Annotated in this window: 20 protein-coding genes and 1 tRNA gene; 14 read left to right on the top strand and 7 right to left on the bottom strand. The window is 70.6% G+C overall.

Annotation, left to right across the window (positions count from 1 at the left end; genetic code table 11):
- The first annotated feature begins 150 nt into the window (after positions 1-150).
- The 4 genes from desA to GA0115233_RS17825 are packed head-to-tail and all read left to right on the top strand — an operon-like array spanning position 151 to position 5,159.
- Complete coding sequence (desA, locus tag GA0115233_RS17810) at positions 151-1,593, top strand: lysine decarboxylase DesA (protein ID WP_093721217.1); 1,443 nt, start codon at positions 151-153, stop codon at positions 1,591-1,593.
- Complete coding sequence (locus tag GA0115233_RS17815; protein WP_093721218.1) at positions 1,577-2,860, top strand: lysine N(6)-hydroxylase/L-ornithine N(5)-oxygenase family protein; 1,284 nt, start codon at positions 1,577-1,579, stop codon at positions 2,858-2,860. Before desA ends, GA0115233_RS17815 begins: the two co-directional genes overlap by 17 nt.
- Positions 2,857-3,390, top strand: a complete 534-nt coding sequence (locus tag GA0115233_RS17820; protein WP_093721219.1) for a GNAT family N-acetyltransferase — start codon at positions 2,857-2,859, stop codon at positions 3,388-3,390. Before GA0115233_RS17815 ends, GA0115233_RS17820 begins: the two co-directional genes overlap by 4 nt.
- On the top strand, positions 3,387-5,159 hold the full coding sequence (locus GA0115233_RS17825) for an IucA/IucC family protein (RefSeq protein ID WP_093721220.1): 1,773 nt from the start codon (positions 3,387-3,389) through the stop codon (positions 5,157-5,159). The genes GA0115233_RS17820 and GA0115233_RS17825 overlap by 4 nt, the downstream gene beginning before the upstream one ends.
- Before the next feature lie 72 nt (positions 5,160-5,231).
- Here the strand turns inward: GA0115233_RS17825 and GA0115233_RS17830 are convergent, their stop codons facing one another.
- The 4 genes from GA0115233_RS17830 to GA0115233_RS17845 form a co-directional block, all read right to left on the bottom strand.
- The gene (locus tag GA0115233_RS17830) at positions 5,232-8,171 is read right to left on the bottom strand and encodes a hypothetical protein (protein ID WP_093721221.1); all 2,940 of its coding nucleotides are present in this window, start codon (positions 8,169-8,171) and stop codon (positions 5,232-5,234) included.
- Positions 8,172-8,173: 2 nt separating this feature from the next.
- Positions 8,174-10,009, bottom strand: coding sequence for an HSP90 family protein (locus tag GA0115233_RS17835; protein WP_093721222.1), 1,836 nt, complete (start codon positions 10,007-10,009; stop codon positions 8,174-8,176).
- A gap of 53 nt (positions 10,010-10,062) precedes the next feature.
- The gene (locus tag GA0115233_RS17840; protein ID WP_093721223.1) at positions 10,063-11,046 is read right to left on the bottom strand and encodes a hypothetical protein; all 984 of its coding nucleotides are present in this window, start codon (positions 11,044-11,046) and stop codon (positions 10,063-10,065) included.
- 116 nt (positions 11,047-11,162) lie between these two features.
- On the bottom strand, positions 11,163-12,752 hold the full coding sequence (locus tag GA0115233_RS17845; RefSeq protein ID WP_093721224.1) for a beta-N-acetylhexosaminidase: 1,590 nt from the start codon (positions 12,750-12,752) through the stop codon (positions 11,163-11,165).
- A gap of 108 nt (positions 12,753-12,860) precedes the next feature.
- Between GA0115233_RS17845 and GA0115233_RS17850 the strand changes: the two genes are divergently transcribed.
- The 3 genes from GA0115233_RS17850 (at position 12,861) to glmS (ending at position 15,937) form a co-directional block, all read left to right on the top strand.
- A complete protein-coding gene (locus GA0115233_RS17850) occupies positions 12,861-13,748 on the top strand; it encodes a DUF4429 domain-containing protein (protein ID WP_093721225.1) in 888 nt (295 codons plus the stop codon).
- Positions 13,749-13,847: 99 nt separating this feature from the next.
- Positions 13,848-14,105, top strand: coding sequence for a hypothetical protein (locus GA0115233_RS17855; protein ID WP_093721226.1), 258 nt, complete (start codon positions 13,848-13,850; stop codon positions 14,103-14,105).
- A 14-nt stretch (positions 14,106-14,119) separates the two neighbouring features.
- On the top strand, positions 14,120-15,937 hold the full coding sequence (glmS, locus tag GA0115233_RS17860) for a glutamine--fructose-6-phosphate transaminase (isomerizing) (RefSeq protein ID WP_093721227.1): 1,818 nt from the start codon (positions 14,120-14,122) through the stop codon (positions 15,935-15,937).
- A 133-nt stretch (positions 15,938-16,070) separates the two neighbouring features.
- Here glmS and GA0115233_RS17865 read toward each other — a convergent pair whose 3' ends face one another.
- Together GA0115233_RS17865 and GA0115233_RS17870 are read right to left on the bottom strand one after the other, a co-directional pair.
- Positions 16,071-16,637: a GPR1/FUN34/YaaH family transporter gene (locus GA0115233_RS17865; RefSeq protein WP_093721228.1), complete on the bottom strand. Its 567-nt coding sequence runs from the start codon at positions 16,635-16,637 to the stop codon at positions 16,071-16,073.
- Between the two features lie 151 nt (positions 16,638-16,788).
- Positions 16,789-17,316, bottom strand: coding sequence for a universal stress protein (locus GA0115233_RS17870; protein ID WP_093721229.1), 528 nt, complete (start codon positions 17,314-17,316; stop codon positions 16,789-16,791).
- Positions 17,317-17,632: 316 nt separating this feature from the next.
- Here GA0115233_RS17870 and GA0115233_RS17875 point away from each other — a divergent pair, with 316 nt between their 5' ends.
- From GA0115233_RS17875 to GA0115233_RS17895, 5 genes are all read left to right on the top strand, one after another.
- Complete coding sequence (locus tag GA0115233_RS17875) at positions 17,633-17,902, top strand: hypothetical protein (RefSeq protein WP_093721230.1); 270 nt, start codon at positions 17,633-17,635, stop codon at positions 17,900-17,902.
- A gap of 377 nt (positions 17,903-18,279) precedes the next feature.
- The gene (locus tag GA0115233_RS17880) at positions 18,280-19,503 is read left to right on the top strand and encodes a helix-turn-helix domain-containing protein (protein WP_093721231.1); all 1,224 of its coding nucleotides are present in this window, start codon (positions 18,280-18,282) and stop codon (positions 19,501-19,503) included.
- Positions 19,504-19,639: 136 nt separating this feature from the next.
- Positions 19,640-20,242 (top strand): oligoribonuclease, encoded by a 603-nt coding sequence (gene orn / locus GA0115233_RS17885; protein ID WP_093721232.1) that lies wholly within the window; start codon positions 19,640-19,642, stop codon positions 20,240-20,242.
- A gap of 116 nt (positions 20,243-20,358) precedes the next feature.
- A tRNA-His gene (locus tag GA0115233_RS17890) sits at positions 20,359-20,431 on the top strand.
- Between the two features lie 104 nt (positions 20,432-20,535).
- On the top strand, positions 20,536-20,829 hold the full coding sequence (locus tag GA0115233_RS17895) for a hypothetical protein (RefSeq protein ID WP_093721233.1): 294 nt from the start codon (positions 20,536-20,538) through the stop codon (positions 20,827-20,829).
- Between the two features lie 13 nt (positions 20,830-20,842).
- Here GA0115233_RS17895 and GA0115233_RS17900 read toward each other — a convergent pair whose 3' ends face one another.
- A complete protein-coding gene (locus tag GA0115233_RS17900) occupies positions 20,843-21,898 on the bottom strand; it encodes a LacI family DNA-binding transcriptional regulator (protein ID WP_093721234.1) in 1,056 nt (351 codons plus the stop codon).
- A gap of 335 nt (positions 21,899-22,233) precedes the next feature.
- Between GA0115233_RS17900 and GA0115233_RS17905 the strand changes: the two genes are divergently transcribed.
- Together GA0115233_RS17905 and GA0115233_RS17910 are read left to right on the top strand one after the other, a co-directional pair.
- Positions 22,234-23,550, top strand: a complete 1,317-nt coding sequence (locus GA0115233_RS17905; protein ID WP_093721235.1) for an ABC transporter substrate-binding protein — start codon at positions 22,234-22,236, stop codon at positions 23,548-23,550.
- Between the two features lie 5 nt (positions 23,551-23,555).
- Entirely contained in the window at positions 23,556-24,569 is a 1,014-nt protein-coding gene (locus tag GA0115233_RS17910; protein ID WP_093721251.1) for a carbohydrate ABC transporter permease, read from the top strand.

The raw sequence follows: 24,569 nt of genomic DNA on the forward strand, positions 1-24,569 counted from the left end.
GACGTGACGACTGTCACGGGCGGACGCGGGTGCTCCCTGCGCAACACGTGATCGAATTAGGTTAGGCTTACCTAAGTCGACGACGTTCACTCCCGTCCCCTTTCGCTCCCTCCCCCCACTCCGCACCGGCTTCCCTTCGGAGGACCCCCCATGCGCTCGCACCTGCTCAACGACACGACCGCGGAGCAGTACCGCCGCTCCGTGACCGAAGGCATAGAGCGGGTGGCCACCAAACTCGCCACCACCAAGCGCCCGTTCACCGGCGTCACCGTCGACTCCCTCGCCCCCGTCATCGACGCGATCGACCTCGACAAGCCGCTGCACGACACCGCCGCCGTGCTGGACGAACTGGAGGACGTCTACCTCCGGGACGCGGTCTACTTCCACCACCCGCGCTACCTCGCCCACCTCAACTGCCCCGTGGTGATACCCGCGGTGCTCGGCGAGGCCGTCCTGTCCGCCGTCAACTCCTCCCTCGACACCTGGGACCAGTCGGCCGGCGGCACCCTCATCGAGCGCAAGCTCATCGACTGGACCACCGCCCGCATCGGCCTCGGCCCCGCCGCCGACGGCGTGTTCACCTCCGGCGGCTCCCAGTCCAACCTCCAGGCCCTGCTGCTGGCCCGCGAGGAGGCCAAGACCGACTCCCTGGCGAAACTGCGTATCTTCGCCTCCGAGGTCAGCCACTTCAGCGTGAAGAAGTCCGCCAAGCTGCTCGGCCTGAGCGCGGACGCGGTGGTCTCGATCCCGGTCGACCACGACAAGCGCATGCAGACCGTCGCCCTCGCCCGCGAACTGGAGCGCTGCGCCGAGGCCGGCCTCGTCCCCATGGCCGTCGTCGCCACCGCCGGCACCACCGACTTCGGCTCCATCGACCCGCTGCCGGAGATCGCGGAGCTGTGCGGGCAGTACGAGACCTGGATGCACGTGGACGCCGCCTACGGCTGCGGACTGCTCGCCTCGGTGAAGTACCGGGACCGCGTCGACGGCATCGAGCGCGCCGACTCGGTCACCGTCGACTACCACAAGTCCTTCTTCCAGCCGGTGAGTTCCTCCGCCGTGCTGGTCCGCGACGCGGCCACGCTGCGGCACGCCACCTACCACGCGGAGTACCTCAACCCGCGCCGCATGGTGACCGAGCGCATCCCCAACCAGGTCGACAAGTCCCTGCAGACCACCCGCCGCTTCGACGCGCTGAAGCTGTGGATGACCCTGCGGGTGATGGGCGCCGACGGCATCGGGCAGCTCTTCGACGAGGTCGTCGACCTCGCCGCCGAGGGCTGGAAACTGCTCGCCGCCGACCCGCGCTTCGACGTGGTGGTCCAGCCGAGCCTGTCCACCCTGGTCTTCCGCTACATCCCGGCCGCCGTCACCGACCCGGCCGAGATCGACCGCGCCAACCTCTACGCCCGCAAGGCCCTGTTCGCCTCCGGCGACGCCGTCGTCGCGGGCACCAAGGTCGCGGGCCGCCACTACCTGAAGTTCACCCTGCTCAACCCCGAGACCACGACGGCCGACATCGCCGCCGTCCTCGACCTGATCGCCGGCCACGCCGAGCAGTACCTGGGAGAGTCCCTTGACCGCGCTTGCTGAATCCCCGAACAAGATCTACGACCTCGTAGGGATCGGGCTCGGCCCCTTCAACCTCGGCCTGGCCTGCCTCACCGAGCCCATCGACCAACTGGACGCCGTCTTCCTGGAGTCCAAGCCCGACTTCGAGTGGCACGCCGGCATGTTCCTCGACGGCGCCCACCTGCAGACCCCGTTCATGTCGGACCTGGTCACCCTCGCCGACCCGACCTCGCCGTACACCTTCCTGAACTACCTGAAGGAGAAGGGACGGCTGTACTCCTTCTACATCCGCGAGAACTTCTACCCGCTGCGCGTCGAGTACGACGACTACTGCCGCTGGGCCGCGAACAAGCTGAGCAGCGTCCGCTTCAACACCACCGTCAGCGAGGTGACGTACGACGAGGCCGAGGGGCTGTACGTCGTCGGCACCACCGGCGGTGACCGCTACCGGGCCAAGCACCTGGTCCTCGGCACCGGGACCACCCCGCACTACCCGGAGGCCGTGCGAGGCCTGGGCGGCGACTTCTTCCACAACTCCCGTTACGTGCAGAACAAGGCGGAGCTCCAGAAGAAGGAGTCGATCACGATCGTCGGCTCCGGCCAGTCCGCCGCCGAGATCTACTACGACCTGCTCTCCGAGATCGACGTCCACGGCTACCGGCTGAACTGGGTGACCCGCTCCCCGCGCTTCTTCCCGCTGGAGTACACCAAGCTCACGCTGGAGATGACCTCGCCGGAGTACATCGACTACTTCCGCGCGCTGCCGGAGGCCACCCGCTACCGGCTGGCCGCGCAGCAGAAGGGCCTGTTCAAGGGCATCGACGGCGACCTCATCAACGAGATCTTCGACCTGCTGTACCAGAAGAACCTCGGCGGCCCGGTCCCCACCCGCCTGCTGACCAACTCCTCGCTGAACGCGGCCCGTTACGAGAACGGCACCTACACCCTCTCCTTCCGCCAGGAGGAGCAGGAGAAGGACTACGAGCTCCAGACCCAGGGCCTGGTCCTGGCCACCGGGTACGCCTACGCCGAGCCGGAGTTCCTCAAGCCCGTGCGGGACCGCCTGGTGCGCGACACGCACGGCAACTTCGACGTGGCCCGCAACTACGCCATCGACGTCACCGGCCGGGGCGTGTTCCTGCAGAACGCCGGAGTGCACACCCACAGCATCACCAGCCCCGACCTGGGCATGGGCCCCTACCGCAACAGCTGCATCATCCGTGAGCTGCTCGGCAGCGAGTACTACCCGGTCGAGAAGACCATCGCGTTCCAGGAGTTCGCCGTATGACCTTCACCTTCCGCCCGCTCGACCCGCTGAGGGACGCCGAGCTGCTGCACCGCTGGGTCACCCACCCCAAGGCGGCCTTCTGGATGATGCAGGACGCCCGCCTGGTGGACGTGGAGCGCGCCTACATGGAGATCGCGGCCGACGAGCACCACCACGCCCTGCTCGGCCTGGACGAGCACGGCACCCCGGCGTTCCTGATGGAGAAGTACGACCCCGCCCACCGTGAGCTGGTCGGCCTCTACGAGCCGCAGCCCGGCGACATCGGTATGCACTTCCTCACCCCGCCCACCGACACCCCGGTGCACGGCTTCACCCGCGCGGTCATCACCGCCGTCATGGCGCACCTCTTCGAGGACCCCGCGGTGCGCCGTGTGGTGGTCGAGCCGGACGTCTCCAACAAGGCCGTGCACGCCCTGAACGAGGCCGTCGGCTTCGTCCCCGAGCGGGAGATCGACAAGCCGGAGAAGCGGGCCCTGCTCAGCTTCTGCACCCGTGAGCAGTTCCTGGCCGCGACGGGGGTGGCCGCATGAGCCTCGCCGACTCCGTCGCCCACCTCTCCCCCGAGCGCTGGGCGGAGGCCAACCGCAGGCTGGTGCGCAAGGCGCTGGCCGAGTTCGCGCACGAGCGGCTGATCACGCCCGAGGCCACGGCCGACGGCGGCTTCGAGGTGCGCGCCGACGACGGACTGACCGTGTACCGGTTCACCGCCGTCCGCCGCGCCCTCGATCACTGGCAGGTCGACGCCGCCTCGATCTCCCGTCACCGGGGCGGCGCCGACCTGCCCCTGGCCGCGCTGGACTTCTTCGTCGAGTTCCAGAAGTCCCTGGGCCTGAGCGACGCGATCCTGCCGGTCTACCTGGAGGAGGTCTCCTCCACCCTCTCCGGCATCTGCTACAAGCTCACCAAGCCGCAGGTCCCGGCCGCCGAACTGGCCCGCGCGGGCTTCCAGGCGATCGAGACCGGCATGACCGAGGGCCACCCCTGCTTCGTGGCCAACAACGGCCGGCTCGGCTTCGGCATCCACGAGTACCTGGCGTACGCGCCGGAGGCCGCGAGCCCGGTCCGGCTGGTGTGGCTGGCCGCGCACCGGTCGAGGGCCGCGTTCACGGCCGGGGTGGGCATCGACTACGAGTCCTTCGTGCGCGCCGAGCTGGGCGAGCAGACCGTCGAGCGGTTCCACGGCGTGCTGCGCGAGCAGGGCCTGGACCCGGCCGACTACCTGTTCATCCCGGTCCACCCCTGGCAGTGGTGGAACAAGCTGACCGTCACCTTCGCCGCCGAGGTGGCCCGCAAGCACCTGGTGTGCCTGGGCGTGGGCGACGACGAGTACCTGGCCCAGCAGTCCATCCGGACCTTCTTCAACACCTCCGCCCCCGAGAAGCACTATGTGAAGACGGCTCTGTCCGTGCTCAACATGGGCTTCATGCGCGGTCTTTCGGCGGCGTACATGGAGGCGACCCCGGCCATCAACGACTGGCTGGCCCAGCTGATCGACAACGACCCCGTGCTCAGGGGGACGGGCCTGACGATCATCCGCGAGCGCGCGGCGGTCGGCTACCGGCACCTGGAGTACGAGGCGGCGACGGACCGCTACTCGCCGTACCGCAAGATGCTGGCCGCGCTGTGGCGGGAGAGCCCGGTGTCCTCCCTGAGGGAGGGCGAGACGCTCGCCACCATGGCCTCCCTGGTCCACCAGGACCACGAGGGCGCCTCGTTCGCGGCGGCGCTGATCGAGCGGTCGGGGCTGACGGCGACGGAGTGGCTGCGCCGCTACCTGAGGGCGTACTTCACCCCGTTGCTGCACAGCTTCTACGCCTACGACCTGGTGTTCATGCCACACGGCGAGAACGTGATCCTGGTGCTGAAGGACGGTGTCGTCCAGCGCGCGGTCTACAAGGACATCGCCGAGGAGATCGCGGTCATGGACCCGGAGGCGGTACTGCCGCCGGCGGTCGAGCGGATCCGCGTGGACGTCCCCGAGGACACGAAACTGCTGTCGATCTTCACGGACGTCTTCGACTGCTTCTTCCGCTTCCTCGCGGCGAACCTGGCCGAGGAGGGCGTGCTCACCGAGGACGAGTTCTGGGGCACGGTCGCCGAGGTCACCCGCGCGTACCAGGCGTCCGTGCCGGAGCTGGCCGAGAAGTTCCGCCAGTACGACATGTTCGCCCCGGAGTTCGCCCTGTCCTGCCTCAACCGCCTCCAGCTGCGCAACAACCAGCAGATGGTGGACCTTACGGACCCGGCGGGCGCGCTGCAGCTGATCGGCACGCTGAAGAACCCGATCGCGGGCCGGTAGCGGCCGCACGGACCGGCGGGCGCCCCAGGAGTACGGTCCTCCTGGGGCGCCCGTCAGCGTTTTTACGGCCCGTCAGTTCTCGTCGCGCAACTGGGCCGCCAGTTCCGTCAGCGGCTCGATGTCCTCGGTGAGGCCGAGGGGCGTCAGCCGGGCGATCGCCGCGTCGAGACGGGCCAGCGCGGGCGCGGGGCGCTCCAGGTAGATGCCCTCCAGCGCGGAGGCGAGACGGACGCACTCGGCCCACTCGCCGGCCTTCGCCGCGTCCTCCCCCGGCTCGCCGAGCAGGGCCATGGCCTTCTCCAGCGCCACGATCGCGTCCTCGTGGGCATGGGCGTGGGCGTGGACCCTGCCGTACTCGTAGGCCAGCGCCGTGTCCAGGGAGCGCCCGTGCGCCTCGTACCCGGCCTCGCGCGCCTCGTCGGCGACCCGTCCGGCGTCCTCCAGGAACCCGAGAGCGGAGGGCAGACCCTCCGGCCCCTGCCGCTGCGCCTGGAGCCGGGCGAGTTCGCGCAGACAGTTGCTGAGCTGCTCGAAGCGCGGTTCCCGGGCGTGCGCGGCGAGGGCCTGGTCGGCTGCCTCCCGGGCCCGTTCGAACTCCCCGGACTCGGCGAGCAGTACGGCCGTCTCCGCCGCGATCATGGCGTGGCTGCCGGGGTCGTCCTCCCAGCCCGCGGACTCGGCGGCGAGGGCGACGAACTCGGCGGTGGCGGCCTTCAGGTCCTCGCCGGCGTGCAGGGCACGGGCCCGGGTCAGCCGGAGCTGGGCGAGCAGCCGGTCGTCCAGCTCGCCCGCCGCGGCGTCCGGTTCGGCGAGCACGGAGTCGAGCAGCGCGATGCAGTCCTCGACGCGGCCCAGGTCCAGGGTGAGCCGGGCGGCGTTGCTGTACGTGCAGAACGCGTCGAAGCGGCTGCCCCCGCGCAGCTCCAACTCGGCGCAGCGGGTCAGGTGCCGCAGCGCCTCGTCGGGACGGCCCAGGTGCAGGCACGCCTCGGCCAGGTCGTTGTGCAGCCGTGCGGTGGCAAGTCCCGCGGAGGGCCACTCGGCGCTCACCCGCAGCGCCTCGGACAGATCCGCGTGGGCGGCCTCGGCGTTCCCCATCCCGAGCTGCGCCTTGCCGCGCAGCCCGAGCACGCGGGGCAGGTGCCAGGCGGGGCCCTGTTCCCTCAGCCGGCCGAGGAGAGCGTCGAGTTCGGTGACGGCGGTGGGCAGGTCGCCGGAGATGGCGTGGGTGGTCGCCCGCAGCAGCACGGCACCGGAGATCTGCCCGGGGATGTCGTGCCGGGTGGCGAACGCGTACAGCCCCTCGACCTCGGCGAGGACCTGCTCGGCGTGCTCGGGGTCGCGCGAGGACTGGAACCGCAGCGCCAGCGCGGTCGCCCTGAGCCGCAGCAGCCGGGCCTCGTGGACGGGCCGCAGCCCGGAGACCCCTTCGTGCAGCCGGACGATCGCGTCGTACGCGTCGCCCAGGGCCCCGGCCTTCACGTTGTCCTCGTGCCCGGTGGGGGCGTCCGCCGCGGACAGCTCCGCCTCGGCCAGGACGGCACCGGCGCGGGCGAGGGCCGCGAGGCCCGGTTCGCCGTCGGTCTCGTACAGCTCCGCGGCCTCCTTGAAGTGGGCCGCGGACTCGGCGTAGGCGTCGCGTTCGCCCGCGAGGTTGCCCTCGTCCTCCAGCAGGTCCGCGCGCAGCCGCGTCAGCGAGCCCAGGGCCGGGTCGTCGGGGTGGGTGTAGCCGGGCTCGGCGACCAGGGCGCGCAGCCGGGCCCAGTGATCGCGGGAGTCCGGGTGGCCCTGCTCGTCCAGTTCCCGTGCCCGTGCGATGAGTTCCGGCAGCTCATCCGGGACGGAGGGCTTCGCGGGGGCGGCGGGCGCGACGGGCGCGGCCGGGGCCACATCCTCCAGGGTGCGGGTGCGCAGGGTCAGTTCCAGCGACTCCAGCAGCGGCGCCCGCTCCAGCCTGGCCCGGCGCCGGTCGGTGTGCGTACTGGTGCCGTTGCGGGCGTCGAAGCGGGCGGCCAGGTCGTCGGCGCGGCTCTGGATCTCGGCGCGCAGGGTGCCCACGGTCCAGGTGCGCCCGGCGTACCCGGCGGCGGGCAGGTCACCGTGGCCGAGCTGTTCGACGCGCCGGAGCAGGACCTCCGCGCCGGTGAGGAAGTGGAGCTGGTCCAGCGGCGAGTCGACCTCCGCGAACAGGTTGCGGTTCTCGGCCAGCAGCTCCAGACCGCGCGCCTCGTTGCCGGTGAGCGCGCAGAACTCCAGGTGCCGCCCGACCTCCGGGGCCATGGAGGGGTTGCGGCGGCAGCCGCGGTACCCGGCGAGGTGCAGCGCCCGCGCCTGGTCGGTGCGGCCGGTGCGCAGCAGGGGCAGCAGCGCGTACGACACGGACCGGGCGGGCTCCTCCTGGCAGGACTCCTTCCCGGACAGCACGGGCTCCCAGATCCGCAGCGCCCGCTCGTCGTCGCCCGCCGCGAGGTGGTACAGCGCCCGCTCGCAGATCTCGCACGCCTCGCAGTCGCTCAGCTCTGTGCGGGTGCGGCCCGCCCACAGCTCGTAGGCGAGCGCGGTGTCCTCGCCGACGTGCGCGGCGAGCTGGTAGGCCTGCCCGTAGTACGGCTGGAGGCCGAGGCCCGCCTTCTCGTAGCGGTCACGCATCTCCGTCTGCCACTGGCGCAGGCTGGCGAGCGGTATCTCGGGCAGCTGGCGCAGGGCGTTGGCGACCCACTTGAACCGCCAGAACAGCATGTGCCGCAGGCGCCCGTCGAAGACGTCGGGCTGTTCGTCGAAGAGGTTCAGCAGCCGGGCGAAGACGACCGGCGACTTACGCGGCTCGGAGCCGTAGGTGTACGCCTCCTGAAGCTCCAGCAGGGCGTGGATGAGCGGTTCGGGCTCGCCGAACTGTTCGGCGGCGTCGACGAGTTCCTCGGCGGTGAGGGTGCGGGTGCGGCCGTAGGGGCGGCGGTCGTTCTCGCGCAGCGCCTCGTACAGCTCGTCGGTGGTCTGGGGTGCGGTCGGCATCGTCAGCTGTCCTTGCGCAGGGCGTGGGCGAGAAGGTCGAGGAAGGAGCGGTTGATCAGGCTCGACTCGGCGGGCCTGAGCGGGCGGCGGGAGAGCATCGCGGCCTGCCCGTAGAGGGCTTCGGCGCTGGTGCGGGCCAGCTCGGGTTCGTCGATGGTCAGGGCGGTGCGCACCAGCGGGTTGAGCTGGTTGAGGATGAGCTGGGCGCGCGGGGCCTCCTGGCGCAGGGCGCCGAGGATGTCGCCCCAGATGCCGCCCTCCTGTTCCCGGGCGAGCTGGGAGCGGGTGCGCTCGTGGCGGGCCTCGCGGCTGTCCATGAGCAGGGCGGGCGCGGAGGCCGGCTGGAAGGTGCGCAGCGCGACGTCGACGTCGAAGACGGCGAGGGCGTCCCGGGCCTGGGCGAGGTAGGCCGCGGCGGCCAGTTCGGTCTCCCGGTCGACCGGGTCGAGGTGGGCGGTGAGGGTGGCCGGGTCGAGGTCGGCGACGCTGATCTCGGGCCGTACCTCGGGCAGCCGGTGCACCAGGTCGCGGTCGTAGGTGTAGCCGCCGTTGACGACGCCGAGTCCGGCGGCGGAGGCGATGGCGGCGATCTGCCGGAACTCCTCCACGGTGGAGGTGACCAGCACGGTGCGGTGGGTGCGCGCGAACTCGTCGAGGGTGCAGTGCCCGTCGGTGGTCTCGAACGGCAGCCAGGGCAGCAGCATCCGCAGGATCTCGTCGTCGTGCACGGCGAGCGACTTCACCGCCAGGTGGTGGGCCTGGAGGAAGCGGCCGAGCAGGTCGGGGTCGCTGGCGGCGGCGCGGGCGATCCAGGCGCGCAGCCGCTCGGCGAGCGCGTCGCGGACGGCGGCGAGGGTGTCGTCCTCGTACAGGGACTCGCGGGAGGCGGTGGGGCGCAAGCTCTCGGCGTCGACGACGCAGCGGACGAAGAACGCCCACTCGGGCAGGATCTCCTCGGCCTGCTCGGACAGCAGCATGCCCTTGACGTGCACCCGGTGCCCGTGGCGGCGCCCGGCGGGTACGGCCTCGGGCAGCACGCAGGCGATGCCCTTCAGGCCGACGGCGGGCAGGTCCAGTTCGATGGTGTCCAGCGGCTTGAAGCCGAACACCTCCTCGCCGTACGCGGCGAGCGCACGGGCCCGGGCGCCCGGGGTGGGGTGGCTCTGCGCCCAGGGCGTGGGCTCGGGGTTGACCGCGACGCCCGCCCCGCCGGTCCCGTCGTCGAAGGTGACCGGGTGGCGCAGCAGGGACCCGAAGTGCCGGGCCAGGGAGTGCACCTGGGCGGGTCGGGTCCACTCGGCGGCGTCCGCGCGCGGGGTCAGCGTGACCGTCGTACCGGGGCGGGGCCGGCTGGAGGCGGGCAGGGTGCGCACGCTGTACGAGCCGTCCCCGCGGCCCCGCCACTCCACGGCCGGGGCGTCGGGGATGCGGGCGGAGCGGCTGACGACGTGGATCTCGTCGGCGACCAGGAAGCAGGACAGCAGGCCGATGCCGAACTGGCCGATGAAGTCGGCGCGCTGCTCGGCGATCTTCTCGGCGCGCTTGCTGCTGCGGCCGATGGTGGCGAGGAAGGTGTGCACATCGGCCTCGGTGAGACCGACGCCGTCGTCCTCCACGCGTACGACGGAGCCGTCCGCGTACAGCCGGATGCCGAAGGCGCCCGCGGGGGCGTCGGGTTCGAGGGTGTGCCGGGCGGTGAGCGCGTCCACCGCGTTCTGCATCAGTTCGCGCAGGTAGACGCGGGGGCTGGAGTAGAGGTGGTGGGAGAGGAGGTCGACGAGGCCGCGCAGGTCGACCTGGAAGGTGCGGTCGGCGGCGGCGTTCGCGGGCAGAGTCATCGGCAGTTCCGGTAATCGGGGCGCGGGCGGCGGGGTGACGGGGTGCGGCGGGCTCAGAAGGCCTTGCGGAAGCGCGCGTACACCTTCTGCGGGTCCGACATGTACGTCCAGGGCCACTCGGTGTACACGCCCTCCAGCTCGCGGAAGACGTTCGAGGCCGTGCTGCTCCCGGCCAGGGAGAGGGCCATGGCGAACATGTTGTAGTCGCCCTGCCAGCCGAGGCGCCGCTCGTAGGCGTGGTGCAGGATGCTGCGCTCGGCGGCCTGCCTCAGCTCGGTGCGGATGCGGGGCTGCTGGAGGCAGTTCTTGTCGTCGGACTCCACCCACTCCTCGATGTACGCCATGGCCAGCACGCAGCCGAGCCGGTGCCCGTCGGGTGCGGAGGCGTACGTCTCGCGGGCGTACTCCAGGGCCTGCCCCGGCTCGCCGCCCCAGCGGGGCTGGAGCTGCGAGAGCCATGCGAGGTGGGTGTCCAGGTCCAGCGGGTCACGGCGCAGCGCGGCGTCCCGCCGGGCCTCGGCGACCGAGGAGTCGAGGGACATGCCGCGCGCGGAGGTGAGCAGGTGGCGCCACGGCGTGATCCACTCCGGGCGCAGCTCGGCCGCCTCCAGCAGGTGTTCCTCGGCGATGCGGAGCCGCTCGAAGAAGGTCTGCCACTGCTCGCGCGAGACGTTCGCGGCACGGTCGGCGGTGCGCGCCTCCCAGCCCCAGTGGATGTGCCGGATGCCGGATATCAGCAGCGCGGTCGCCCGGTGCTCCTTGTCCTCCTCGACGGCCCGGACGATCCAGTCCTGCACCCCGTCCAGCTCGGCCAGTTGCCCGATGACGGCGTGGTCGCGGCCCGGGTCGAAGGGGTCGAGCGCCGCCTTGACGGCCGCCCAGTCGCCCGCCTCGGCGGCCTCGATCAGGGTGAGCACCCGGGTGTCGCCGAGCGCGACCAGCTCGTACGTGCCGTTCTTGCGCTTGCGCGGAGCGGGGAGAGCATGCGGATTGCCGTCCGTTCTCTCCCCGCCCCTGCCGAACAGACTGCCGAACATTGCGCGCCCTCCCCTGATCCACGTGATCGTCGCGGTGCAGCATAAGGGCACCCTCCGACATCGCTTCCACAGGGTTTTCGCTGGACGTACATGTTTTCGGGCAGCTCGGGGACGTCCTACTCAGCGGGCCAAGGCACCTGCGGTGACCGGTGGAAGCCGATTCCCAGGGCCTCCCAGCGCGGCGCCTGGGCGGCGAGGCGTACCCGGTAGTCCTCCCAGTCGTGCGTCGCGGCGGGCGACCAGCCGAGTTCCGCCACCCCGGCCGCGCGCGGGAACGCCATGAACTCGATGTGCGCGGAGGTCTCCAGCGTCTCGCTCCACAGCGGCGCCTCGACCCCGCGCACCGCGGACTGCGGCACCCCCGGCAGATAGGTTCCCGGGTCCCAGTCGTAGGAGCGCCGCACGTCGACATAGCCCGCCCAGGACAGGCCGAGCGGGGTGTTGGCGTCGTACTTCATGTCCAGGTAGATCCGGTCGGCGGGCGACAGGATCAGCCCGGTGCCGTTCCGTGCCGCCGCGGCCACCTGGGCCTTCTCCTCGGCGCCGGTCCCGTCGAGCCCCCAGTACTGGGCGAGCGCCCCCTGCACCGGGGAGGCGCCGGTGAGCTGGTGCCAACCGACCACCGTCTTGCCGTACTTGGTGACGGTCCGCTGGGCGCGCTCCATGAACGCCACGTAGTCCTCGTGCGGGGTGGAGTGCGCCTCGTCGCCGCCGATGTGCAGATAGCGGCCGGGTGTGAGCGCGGCCAGTTCCCGGATCACGTCGTCGACGAAGTCGTACGTGATCTCCTTGCCGACGCACAGCGAGCTGAAGCCGACCTCGGTGCCGGTGTAGAGCGGCGGCGCCACTGAGTCACAGTTCAGTTCGGCGTACGAGGCGAGGGCCGCGTTGGTGTGGCCGGGCATGTCGATCTCGGGGACGACCTCCAGGTGCCGGGAGGCGGCGTAGCGGACGATCTCCTTGTAGTCGGCCTTGGTGTAGTAGCCGCCGGGGCCGCCGCCGACCTCGGTGGAGCCGCCGTAGGTGGCAAGGCGCGGCCAGGAGTCGACGGCGATGCGCCAGCCCTGGTCGTCACTGAGGTGCAGATGCAGCCTGTTGAACTTGTACAGCGCCAACTGGTCGATGTACCGCTTGACTTCGCCGACGTCGAAGAAGTGCCGGGAGACGTCGAGCATGGCGCCGCGCCAGGCGTAGCGCGGCCGGTCCTCGATGGTGCCGCCCGCCACCGGCCAGGGGCCGGGCTGCACGGAGTCCTTCTCGACGGCCGCGGGCAGGAGCTGGCGCAGGGTCTGGACGCCGTGGAAGAGGCCGGCGGGCTCGGCGGCGGTGATGACGACGCCCTTGCGGCCGCTGTCGAGGCGGTAGCCCTCGGCGCCGAACGGGCCTTTCTTCAGGCGCAGTTGGATGCCACCCGCGCCGTGGGTGGTGACGGGGAGGCGGTAGCCGGTGGAGGGGCGAAGGATCCCGGCGAGGTACTCGCCGACGCGGCGGGTCTCGCGGGAGGCGTCCACGCGGATGTGGGTGGCGCGGGTGATGCGGTAGGGGGAGCCGCCCGGTTCGGCCGAGACGGGCGCGGGGACCACCCGGTCGAGCGGGGTGGCGGTCGCGGACGCGGCCGGTGCGGGGGCGGCGCCGGTCAGCGAGGCGCTCGCCGCGATCAGCAGCAGGGATCCGAGAAGGCGAAGCGTTCTGTGGTGCTGTCTCACAAAACCGTCCTTCCATGAGCCATGGCCTGTGGCCGGTGTCCATAAGCCATGGAACCCCCAAAGAGGTCTGGACCACTCTCTCGTGAGACAGATGAAACAATCCACCCCATGGCGGAAATCATCCAGAAGGACGGCACCTGGGCCTTCGACGGGGACGCACTGCGACTGACGCCCGGACGGGACAAGAACGTCAGCCTCCTCCGCAAGACCCTGGGGGAACTCGTCGTCCCGCTGGGCGCGTTGGCGGGGGTCTCGTTCGAGCAGGGCAGGAAGGCGGGGCGGCTGAGGCTGCGCCTGCGGGACGGCGCGGACCCGCTGCTGCACGCCACCGGCGGACGGCTCACCGAGCCGCACGACCCGTACCAGCTGATAGTCGAGCCCGGCCGCTACGGCGTCGCCGAGTACTTCACCGAGGAGGTGCGCACCGCCCTGATGCTGGACCAGGTCCCCTCGGACCCGGTGCGCGAGTACCTCCTGCCGGGCCCCGCGGTGCCGCTGTCGGTCTCGGCCGGGGACGGCACGGCGAGCTTCGACGGGGAGCGGATCCGGCTGGAGTGGAACTGGAAGACGGAGGACGCCAAGGCGGCGGCCGGGGCCCGCGCGCTGAACCTGGAGGACATCACGGCGGTGGAGTGGCTGCCCGCCGCCGGCCTGGAGAACGGCCACCTGCGCTTCACCGTGCGGGGCGCCCCGACCAAGGCCCCGCCGAAGTACGACCCGAACGCGGTGGAGCTGTGGGGCTTCAAGAAGGACCCCCTGATGGCCCTGGTCGCGGCAGCCGTCCAGGCCCGCCTCCCGCACCCGGCGGCGCCCCAGGACGACGTACGCCACCCGGACCCCGAACCGGACCGCACCGCGCTGCCCCCGGCGCCCGCCGAGGACGACCACGACGCCCTGCTGCGCCGCCTGCGCGAGCTGGGCGAGCTGCACCGCACGGGAGTCCTCACGGACGAGGAGTTCGCCCTCGCCAAACAGGCCGTCCTGAAGCGCATGTAGGACGGGTTCCCTAGCACGTCTCCGACCCCTCGACACGCCCCTGCCCGAAATCGGGCAGAAATCTTGCGAAAGCCGTGGCCGTACCTCAGGATCTACCGGGTGCACGACGAACTCGTTGATCATCTGACGCGCACCACCCCCCTGAACCGGGGCGAGGCGCTGCGGGTGATCCAGGACGTGCTCGCCTATTTCGACGAGACGACCGAGGAGTACGTCCGTCGCCGCCACCGCGAGCTCCAGGCCCAGGGCCTGGTGAACGCGACGATCTTCGAACGGATCTCGGCGGACCTGAAATACCGGGCGGTGGCACCGCCGGAGCTGACGCTCCGGCAACTGCGCCGCATCGTCTACGGCTAGGGATACCTCTTTATATGTGCGGAATCGTCGGATACATCGGGAAGCGTGACGTCGCTCCTCTGCTGCTGGAGGGCCTGCAGCGGCTGGAGTACCGCGGCTACGACTCGGCCGGCATAGCGATCACCTCCCCGAAGACGGCCGGTCTGAAGACGGTGAAGGCCAAGGGCCGGGTCCGCGACCTGGAGGCCAAGGTCCCGGCGCGCTTCAAGGGCACCACCGGTATCGCCCACACCCGCTGGGCCACCCACGGCGCCCCCTCCGACGTGAACGCCCACCCGCACCTGGACGCCGAGGGCAAGGTCGCCGTCGTCCACAACGGCATCATCGACAACGCCGCCGACCTGCGCCGCAAGCTGGAGGCGGACGGCGTCGAGTTCCTCTCCGAGACCGACACCGAGGTCCTCGTCCACCTCATCGCCCGCTCGCAGGCGGAGAAGCTGGAGGACAAGGTCCGCGAGACCGTCCGGCTGATCGAGGGCACGTACGGCATCGCCGTCCTGCACGCCGACTTCCCGGACCGCATCGTGGTGGCCCGCAACGGCTCCCCGGTCGTCCTCGGCATCGGCGAGAAGGAGATGTTCGTCGCCTCCGACATCGCCGCCCTGGTCGCCCACACCCGGCAGATAGTCACCCTCGACGACGGCGAGATGGCCACCCTCAAGGCCGACGACTTCCGCACCTACACCACCGAGGGCACCCGCACCACCGCCGAGCCCACCACCGTGGAGTGGGAGGCCGCCTCCTACGACATGGGCGGCCACGACACCTACATGCACAAGGAGATCCACGAGCAGGCCGACGCCGTCGACCGCGTGCTGCGCGGCCGGATCGACGACCGCTTCTCCACCGTGCACCTCGGCGGCCTCAACCTGGACGCCCGCGAGGCGCGCCGGATCCGCCGCGTGAAGATCCTCGGCTGCGGCACCTCGTACCACGCGGGCATGATCGGCGCCCAGATGATCGAGGAGCTGGCCCGTATCCCCGCCGACGCCGAGCCCGCCTCGGAGTTCCGCTACCGCAACGCGGTCGTCGACCCGGACACCCTCTACATCGCGGTCTCGCAGTCCGGTGAGACCTACGACGTGCTCGCGGCCGTCCAGGAGCTCAAGCGCAAGGGCGCGCGCGTCCTCGGCGTGGTCAACGTGGTCGGCTCGGCCATCGCCCGCGAGGCGGACGGCGGCGTCTACGTGCACGCGGGCCCCGAGGTCTGCGTGGTCTCCACCAAGTGCTTCACCAACACCACGGTCGCCTTCGCGCTGCTCGCCCTGCACCTGGGCCGCACCCGTGACCTCTCCGTGCGCGACGGCAAGCGGATCATCGAGGGCCTGCGCAAGCTGCCCGCCCAGATCTCCGAGATGCTGGAGCAGGAGGACGCGATCAAGAAGCTGGCCGAGGAGTACGCCCAGGCCCGCTCGATGCTCTTCATCGGCCGCGTCCGGGGCTACCCGGTGGCCCGTGAGGCCTCCCTGAAGCTCAAGGAGGTCTCCTACATCCACGCCGAGGCCTACCCGGCCTCCGAGCTCAAGCACGGCCCGCTGGCCCTGATCGAGCCGGCCCTCCCCACGGTCGCGATCGTCCCCGACGACGACCTGCTGGAGAAGAACCGCGCCGCGATGGAGGAGATCAAGGCCCGCAGCGGCAAGATCCTGGCGGTGGCCCACCAGCACCAGGAGAAGGCGGACCAGACGATCGTGGTCCCGAAGAACGAGGACGAGCTGGACCCGATCCTCATGGGCATCCCGCTGCAGCTCCTCGCCTACCACACGGCCCTGGCCCTGGGCCGGGACATCGACAAGCCGCGCAACCTCGCCAAGTCGGTGACGGTCGAGTAGTCGACGCCTTCCGGACGGTCGAGCGGCCGGCACCCGCCGGGCATGGGACGGCCCCCCACGTGATGCCACCACTCACGCGGGGGGCCGTTCGGTCGGCCGGGGCGCGCCCAACACCCCGGCCTCGGCTGCCCTATCAGCCGGTGGCCGTCACCCCCCGGCCGGCAGCCCGCCGAGGAATCGACGTGGGCCAGTGGGCCAGTGCCGCCGTGGCGGCGTACCAGGCCACCGCGCCCGCGGCGACCGCGCACCAGCCGCCGACCTTCGCCAGTCCGTCGTTGTCGGCGAACATCGCGATGGACAGCAGCAGCAACGACAGGAAGAACAACCCGTAGGCGCCCTGGCCGAGTTGGTCGCCGCCCGCGAGGGTCAGCGAGAGCGCCACCAGGGCGAACAGCAGCAGGAACAGTCCCGCCGCGTTGGCGGAGACGGTCGCGTCGGCGGCTACGGCCCAGGTGAACCACAGCGCGCCGAGCGCGGTGAAGGCTGTACCGGAGGCGTTGTCGTGGTCCCTGAAGGCCAGCAGACCGGCGACGAAGAGGGCAACACCGCCCACGTACTGGGCAATTGATACGGCGTCAGCGGCCGAGACACCGTCGATGACTTCGGTGTACCCGAGGCCGAAGGCCAACAGGGTTATTCCGAGGGCGAGTCGGCCGACCACGGTGGTGGTCCCGCTTCCCGCGGAGACGTCATTGTCCACGGCGGGCTCCCTTCATGCATGTTCAGTTGCGCGGTGAACCATATATGCCCTTCACAAGAGCACAAACACCTCTACGCGCCAGTAGATTTATGCCTGGGGAAGGGGGGTCGGCGGAGCGCCGACGGCGCATCTCACCTGGGACGACGCCGAGTTACGGAATGACGACGACGGGCCGCTTCGCCCGCTTGGCGAGCCGCCCCGCCACGGACCCGAAGATCCGCCCCACGATGCCGTGCGTGGAGCCCACCACGATGGCGTCCGCCTCGTACTCGCGGCCCACCTCTTCGAGCTCGTGGCAGATGTCGCCGCCGCGCTCGACCAGGATCCAGGGCACCTCGGCCAGATAGTCCGCGCAGGCCAGCTCCAGACCCAGCACCTCGGTGCGGTGATCGGGCACATCCACGAAGACCGGCGGCTCGCACCCCGCCCAGACGGTGGTGGGCAGCCGGTTGGCCACGTGCACGATGATCAGGCCGGAGCCGGAGCGGTGCGCCATGCCGATGGCGTAGGCCAGGGCCCGCTCGCTGGAGGTGGAACCGTCGAAACCGACCACGACGCCGTGCTTGAAGGCAGGGTCGCAGGAATGGCGTGACTCGTCCGCCGCCAGGGGCTCGGCCGCCGTGGGGTCGGCGACGGGCCGCTTGCGGTCCGCGGGTTCGAAGAATTCGTGACCGGCCATGGCTGTCTCGGCGTTGTGATCCTTGTGTGGGTGGGACGACAGTGTGCGGTCGGAGCTGTGTCCGGGAAACATCTTCCCAACCCCATACCCCCAAGGGTACGGCGGCACGCCTCCTTAGCCCAGATCCCGCACAGCGCTCCGGCGGGGGTTCCAGGGAGCATGCACGAGGGTGCGCCCGTAACGCAATGGTTGCTGCCCTGTACAGGCGGTTTGCACAGGAAGTGGGCCTGTGCGGACGTCACGGGCGGGCCGCGGACAGTGACCGACGGCTCGAACACGCGTTGATCCCGGCGAACCGCCGAACAGGGAGCACGCGATGCCGGGACAGCAGCCCCAGGACTCCACCACCGACGTGGTCCGCTGGGCGGTCTTCTCCTGCGTCCTCGTCCCGGTGGTCCTCCTCTGGTACGGCACCTCACTGGCCGGCGCCACCGGAACCGCACTCGGCCTCGCCGCCGTCACCGCGGTCTGCCGGATCCTGCTGCGCCGGTCCGAGCGCGGGGCGGCCGCCGGACCCGGCACCGGCTCCGGTGGCGGCTCCACCCGGCGGGGACGGCACTCCGGGGGAAATACACCGGGCGGCTGACCGGTTTCCATGCCCCGGGGCGATTCTTTTCAGCCAACTTCCGGCGACCACGCATCCCTGCCCCGAAACCCCCCTCAACCCCCGTTCGACCTGCACGAAAAGGGTCTGAGGGGTGTCGCGCACCCTACGTGGTTTGGCCACGGCGACAAGGCGCACTTCCCTGCACGGCCCCTGAGTGCAACGCTTCGTGATCGAATGCTTCACGCCAAGTTGCCAAGTCGACAATGTGCCGAATGCCGAACCGGCCACTGAGGCACAACGCGACACAGTAGATTCGATCTTGACTGTCTACGGCGGGGGACTCGTGCAGGACCGAGGGGAAACGTGCAGGAGCGACACAACCGAGGAGCCGCGACCACCGAGGGGGGCTTAGCAGTATGAGCCACGACTCCACTGCCGCGCCGGAAGCCGCGACCCGGAAACTCTCCGGGCGCCGCCGCAAGGAGATCGTCGCGGTGCTGCTGTTCAGCGGCGGCCCCATTTTCGAGAGTTCCATACCGCTGTCGGTGTTCGGGATTGACCGCCAGGACGCCGGCGTGCCGCGCTACCGACTGCTGGTGTGCGGCGGCGAGGAAGGCCCGCTGCGGACCACAGGGGGCCTGGAACTCAGCGCGCCACATGGGCTGGAGGCGATCTCACGGGCGGGCACGGTCGTCGTGCCGGCCTGGCGCTCGATCACCTCACCGCCACCGGAGGAGGCGCTCGACGCGCTGCGCCGGGCGCATGACGAAGGGGCCCGCATCGTAGGACTGTGCACCGGCGCGTTCGTGCTCGCCGCCGCCGGTCTGCTGGACGGCCGCCCCGCGACCACACACTGGATGTACGCGCCGACGCTGGCCAAGCGCTATCCGTCGGTGCACGTGGATCCGCGAGAACTGTTCGTGGACGACGGGGACGTGCTCACCTCGGCCGGTACGGCCGCGGGCATCGACCTCTGTCTCCACATCGTGCGGACCGACCACGGCAACGAGGCGGCCGGTGCGCTGGCCCGCCGTCTGGTCGTCCCGCCGCGCCGGACGGGAGGCCAGGAGCGCTACCTGGACCGCTCTTTACCGGAGGAGATCGGCGCCGACCCGCTGGCCGAGGTCGTCGCCTGGGCGCTGGAACACCTCCACGAGCAGTTCGACGTGGAGACCCTCGCGGCGCGGGCGTACATGTCCCGCCGCACGTTCGACCGCCGCTTCCGTTCACTGACGGGATCGGCGCCGCTGCAGTGGCTGATCACCCAGCGGGTGCTGCAGGCACAGCGGCTGCTGGAGACGTCGGACTACTCGGTGGACGAGGTCGCGGGGCGCTGCGGCTTCCGCTCGCCGGTGGCCCTGCGCGGGCACTTCCGGCGGCAGCTCGGCTCGTCGCCCGCCGCCTACCGGGCGGCGTACCGGGCCCGGCGCCCGCAGGGTGACCGCCCGGCCGCGGACGCCGACACCGCACCCGGTCCGACGCCCGCGCTCCACCCGGAGCCCGGCCCGGTCCCGCTGCAGACCCGCCGCACACCCGCGCCGGCGTCGATGGGCCAGGCCCTCGCCGCGGCGGCCGCGGACAGCGGCCGGGAGAGTTACGTGGCGCGGGCCACGCTGCCGGGACAGCGCAGCGGCAGCTGAGCCGGAGCGGCACCGGTACGAAGAACGCCGGGCAGGCCCTGAGCCTGTCCGGCGCTTTTCGTGCCCGCGGGCCTCGGAAGGGTTCGGGGGCCACCGCGAGGCCCACAAACGGTGACGTCAGCTTTAGGGTGGTCGCATGAACGATCGCATGGTGTGGATCGACTGCGAGATGACCGGCCTCTCGCTGTCCGACGACGCGCTCATCGAGGTTGCCGCCCTCGTCACCGACTCCGAGCTGAACGTGCTCGGCGACGGTGTGGACATCGTCATCCGCCCGCCGGAGTCGGCGCTGGAGACGATGCCGGAAGTGGTGCGTCAGATGCACACCGCGTCCGGCCTGCTGGACGAGCTGGCCGGCGGTACGACGCTGGCGGACGCCGAGCAGCAGGTGCTGGCGTACGTGCGCGAGCACGTGAAGGAGCCCGGCAAGGCGCCGCTGTGCGGGAACTCGGTCGGCACCGACCGCGGCTTCCTGCTGCGGGACATGCCGACGCTGGAGGACTACCTGCACTACCGGATCGTGGACGTCTCCTCGATCAAGGAGCTGGCCCGGCGCTGGTACCCGCGGGCGTACTTCAACAGCCCGGAGAAGAACGGCAACCACCGGGCGCTGGCCGACATCCGCGAGTCGATCGCGGAGCTGAAGTACTACCGCGAGGCCGTCTTCGTCCCCCAGCCGGGGCCGGACACCGAGACCGCGCGGGCCATCGCCGCGAAGTACGTCGTACCTGCTCAGTAGTGGTCGCCGGGGTCCCTCGGGGGGCCCCGGGAAAAGGCGGGCGCGAGCACCCCTTCGGACCCTGTACACTTTTTCTCGGCCGGTCGGTGAACCACCAAGGGAAACCGCCGGTCATGGTGGGTGTAGCTCAGCTGGTAGAGCACCTGGTTGTGGTCCAGGATGCCGCGGGTTCGAGTCCCGTCACTCACCCTGAAGTGTTCAGCCGGTGACCTTGATCAGAAGGTCACCGGCTGAATGCGTTCCCGGGGCGTATCGTCGGCCGTATGGGCCGGTGAGGACCTGGGAGGCTCGGCATGAGGTCGCGAGGCGTCCATCGGTGGCGGCTGCTGACGTGGCTGATCATCGCGTTCAATCTCGCGATGCTGCTGTGGCTCGTGGTCGCCCTGGACGCGGCCGAGGACGAGGGCGAGTCCTGCGTCGGCGACCTGTGCACCGGCGCCGACCCCAGCACCTCCATGGGCACCTGGCTGGTCGTCATCGTCTGGCTGACCGGCCTCTCCCTCCTCGCGGTCGCCTGGTTCATCACCCACCACACGGAACGCCCGGGCCGCCGCCCGCGCAGGGGCTGGCACCGGCCGTCCGACTAGCTGGGGCCGTCCCTCAGGACGACTCCCGTTCCGACAGCTTGGTGGCCAGCACCACCTGCCGGCGCTCCAGCCCCCGCGACACCGCCGGGCGGCGGTCGGCGATCTCCTCCAGCAGGAGGTCGATCATGCGGCGGCCCATCTCCTCGATGGGCTGGCGGACGCTGGTCAGGGGCGGGTCCATGTGGCGGGCGATGGCGGAGTCGTCGTAGCCGACGAGAGCCACGTCGTCGGGGATGCGGCGGCCCGTCTCGCGCAGCACCTGGCGGGCGCCCGCCGCCATGACGTCGGAGCCGGCGAAGACCGCGTCCAGGTCCGGGTGGCGTTCCAGCAGCGCGGCCATCGCGCGCCGGCCGCCCTCCTCGGTGAAGTCGCCCGGCTCCATCATCGTCCCGTCGACCGGCAGGCCCGCGTCCGCCAGGGCCTCGCGGTAGCCGTCGGCGCGGCGCCGGGCACCGTAGACGTCCATCCGGCCGGTGATGTGGGCTATCCGGCGGCGGCCCCGGGAGAGCAGGTGCTCCACGGCCTGCCGGGCGCCGCCGTAGTTGTCGGAGTCCACCGAGGTCAGCGTCTCGGCGGCGGACCTCGGGCCGCTGATCACGGCGGGTATCTCCAGCTGGGTGAGCAGATCGGGCAGCGGGTCGTCCGCGTGCACGGAGACCAGCAGCACCCCGTCCACCCGGTGCGCGGCGAGGTACTGCGCCAGGCGCTGCCGCTCCCGGTCGCTGCCCGCGAAGATCAGCAGCAACTGCATCTCGGTCTCGGAGATCTGCGCCCCGACGCCCTTGAGCATGTCGGAGAAGTACGGCTCGGCGAAGAACCGGGTCTCCGGCTCGGGCACCACGAGGGCGATCGCGTCCGTGCGGTTCGCCGCCAGGGCGCGCGCCGCGGTGTTCGGGACGTAACCGAGTTCGGCGACCGCCGCCTCCACGGCCGCCCGGGTCGCCTCGCTGACCCGCGGGGAGCCGTTGATCACCCGGGACACGGTCCCACGGCCGACCCCGGCGCGCGCGGCGACCTCCTCAAGCGTAGGCCGCCCACCACTCCGCCCCCGCGCTCCGTGGCTTGCCATGGGCTCCGCCTTTCGCCATTGTCCTGTCGCTGGCCTGGAATTTAACAGCCCCGGAAGAAGCTGTGACCGTCCGCTGGGGCAACCGACCGCACCCCCGGGCGGTACACCCGGTTCCAGTTAACGTCCCTATAACTGAACGCATCTCTCCGCTCCCATGCCCTTGACACCCCCGCCCGGACCGACGAACCTTCAACACATCACTTGTGGGAGCGCTCCCACGGTACCTGACACATACACATCCCGCACGTTCCCCGCCCGAGCCGCAGCGAGAACTACACGGGCCCAACAATGCAGTTGGCCGGGGGGTCGGCACGTCAGGGCAACAGGAGGACGCAATGCGAGCACGTACCCGAATCCGCCGTAAGGCGGTTGTCCTCGCGGCGGTGGCGTCGCTGGGCACCGGGCTGCTGGCCGGCTGTGCCGACGACGGCGACGACAACAACTCGTCGTCCGAGGGCGGCGGTGGCGGCAAGACCAAGATCACCCTTGGTCTGTTCGGCACCGCCGGCTTCGAGGAGTCCGGGCTGTACAAGGAGTACGAGAAGCTTCACCCGGACATCGACATCCAGCAGACCGTCGTCGAGCGCAACGAGAACTACTACCCGGCGCTGCTGAACCACCTCACCACCAACAGCGGACTCCAGGACATCCAGATGGTCGAGGTCGGCAACATCGCCGAGATCGTCCAGACCCAGTCCGACAAGCTGCTCGACCTGTCGAAGTACGGCAAGGAGAGCGACTACCTGGAATGGAAGTGGGAGCAGGCCACCACCAAGGACGGCCAGACCATCGGTGTGGGCACCGATGTCGGCCCGATGGCCATCTGCTACCGCAAGGACATGTTCGAGGCCGCCGGACTGCCCACCGACCGCGAAGAGGTCGCCAAGCTGTGGGCCGGCGACTGGGAGAAGTTCGTCGACGTCGGCCGCGACTACCAGAAGAAGGCGCCCAAGGGCACCACCTTCCTGGACTCCCCCGGCGGTCTGCTCCAGGCGATCCTCAGCAGTGAGAAGGACCGCTTCTACAACGCCTCCGGCGAGGTCATCTACAAGACCAACCCGGCCGTCAAGAACGCCTTCGACCTGACCGCGGAGGCCGCCGAGGACGGGCTGGTCGGCAACCAGACGCAGTTCCAGCCGGCCTGGGACACCACCATCGCCAACAGCAAGTTCGCCGCGATGTCCTGCCCGCCGTGGATGCTCGGCTACATCAAGGGCAAGTCCAAGCCCGAGGCGGCCGGCAAGTGGGACGTCGCCCAGGCGCCGAAGTCCGGCAACTGGGGCGGCTCCTTCCTGACGGTGCCGAAGTCCGGCAAGAACGCCGAGGAGGCCGCGAAGCTCGCCGCCTGGCTGACCGCGCCGGAGCAGCAGGCCAAGCTGTTCGGCGTGCAGGGCAGCTTCCCGAGCACCCCGGCGGCGTACGAGTCGAAGGAGGTCACCGGCGCCAAGAACGACATGACCGGTGACGCCCCGATCGGCACGATCTTCGCCGAGGCCGCCGCCAACATCCCGGTCCAGTCGATCGGCCCGAAGGACCAGATCATCCAGCAGGGCCTGACCGACAATGGCGTCGTCCTGGTGACCCAGGGCAAGTCCGCCGAGGAAGCCTGGGAGAACGCCGTCAAGACCATCGACAACGCCCTGGACCAGTGACCCGCATGAGCACAGGGCACGACACCGCCGCCGCGTCCCCCGTCAAGGGGGGCGCGGCCCCGGGCCGCCCGTCCGGCGGCGGTCCGACCGAGCAGGAACTCAAGCGCCGCAAGCGGCTGTCGCGGCGCTGGCAGCGGGACGTCCGCTGGAGCCCGTACGCCTTCGTCTCGCCGTTCTTCCTGCTGTTCCTCGCCTTCGGCCTGTTCCCGCTGCTGTACACGGGGTGGGCCTCGCTGCACCAGGTGGAGCTGACCGCGCCGACCGACATGAACTGGGTCGGGATGCGCAACTACACCCGGATCTTCGACGACGAGTTCTTCTGGAACGCGGCCGAGAACACGCTGACCATCGGCATCATCTCGACCGTCCCGCAGCTGCTGATGGCCATGGGCATCGCCCACATCCTCAACTACAAGCTGCGCGCGTCGACCTTCTACCGGGTCGCCATGCTGGCCCCCTACGCCACCTCGATCGCCGCCGCCTCGCTGGTCTTCGTCCTGCTCTTCGGCCGCGACTACGGCATGATCAACTGGGCGCTGGGCGCGGTCGGCATCGACAACATCGACTGGCAGAACGACAAGTGGGCCTCCCAGCTCGCGGTGTCCACCATCGTCATCTGGCGCTGGACCGGGTACAACGCGCTGATCTACCTGGCCGCGATGCAGGCGATCCCGCAGGATCTGTACGAGTCCGCCGCGCTGGACGGCGCCAGCCGCTGGAAGCAGTTCTTCCACGTCACGCTGCCCTCGCTGCGCCCGACGATCCTGTTCACGGTCGTCGTGTCGACCATCGGCGCCTCCCAGCTGTTCGGCGAGCCGCTGCTGTTCGACGCGAACAAGGGTGCCTCCGGCGGATCCCAGCACCAGTTCCAGACGCTCGGCCTGTACCTGTACGAGCAGGGCTGGGTCAACCAGCACCTGGGCCGTGCCTCCGCCATCGCCTGGACGATGTTCCTGATCCTCATAGTGATCGGCATCGTCAACTACGTCATCTCGCGCCGGCTGCGCGCCAGTAGTTAG

It is taken from the genome of Streptomyces sp. DI166 (assembly GCF_900091315.1).
Lineage (GTDB): Bacteria > Actinomycetota > Actinomycetes > Streptomycetales > Streptomycetaceae > Streptomyces > Streptomyces fuscus.

Coding starts and splice junctions, on each gene's coding strand:
- GA0115233_RS17910 (WP_093721251.1), top strand. CDS start 23,556: ATGAGCACAGGGCACGACACCGCCGCCGCGTCCCCCGTCAAGGGGGGC.
- GA0115233_RS17905 (WP_093721235.1), top strand. CDS start 22,234: ATGCGAGCACGTACCCGAATCCGCCGTAAGGCGGTTGTCCTCGCGGCG.
- GA0115233_RS17900 (WP_093721234.1), bottom strand. CDS start 21,898: ATGGCAAGCCACGGAGCGCGGGGGCGGAGTGGTGGGCGGCCTACGCTT.
- GA0115233_RS17835 (WP_093721222.1), bottom strand. CDS start 10,009: ATGACTCTGCCCGCGAACGCCGCCGCCGACCGCACCTTCCAGGTCGAC.
- GA0115233_RS17820 (WP_093721219.1), top strand. CDS start 2,857: ATGACCTTCACCTTCCGCCCGCTCGACCCGCTGAGGGACGCCGAGCTG.
- GA0115233_RS17840 (WP_093721223.1), bottom strand. CDS start 11,046: ATGTTCGGCAGTCTGTTCGGCAGGGGCGGGGAGAGAACGGACGGCAAT.
- GA0115233_RS17850 (WP_093721225.1), top strand. CDS start 12,861: ATGGCGGAAATCATCCAGAAGGACGGCACCTGGGCCTTCGACGGGGAC.
- orn (WP_093721232.1), top strand. CDS start 19,640: ATGAACGATCGCATGGTGTGGATCGACTGCGAGATGACCGGCCTCTCG.
- desA (WP_093721217.1), top strand. CDS start 151: ATGCGCTCGCACCTGCTCAACGACACGACCGCGGAGCAGTACCGCCGC.
- GA0115233_RS17870 (WP_093721229.1), bottom strand. CDS start 17,316: ATGGCCGGTCACGAATTCTTCGAACCCGCGGACCGCAAGCGGCCCGTC.
- glmS (WP_093721227.1), top strand. CDS start 14,120: ATGTGCGGAATCGTCGGATACATCGGGAAGCGTGACGTCGCTCCTCTG.
- GA0115233_RS17875 (WP_093721230.1), top strand. CDS start 17,633: ATGCCGGGACAGCAGCCCCAGGACTCCACCACCGACGTGGTCCGCTGG.
- GA0115233_RS17825 (WP_093721220.1), top strand. CDS start 3,387: ATGAGCCTCGCCGACTCCGTCGCCCACCTCTCCCCCGAGCGCTGGGCG.
- GA0115233_RS17830 (WP_093721221.1), bottom strand. CDS start 8,171: ATGCCGACCGCACCCCAGACCACCGACGAGCTGTACGAGGCGCTGCGC.
- GA0115233_RS17880 (WP_093721231.1), top strand. CDS start 18,280: ATGAGCCACGACTCCACTGCCGCGCCGGAAGCCGCGACCCGGAAACTC.
- GA0115233_RS17895 (WP_093721233.1), top strand. CDS start 20,536: ATGAGGTCGCGAGGCGTCCATCGGTGGCGGCTGCTGACGTGGCTGATC.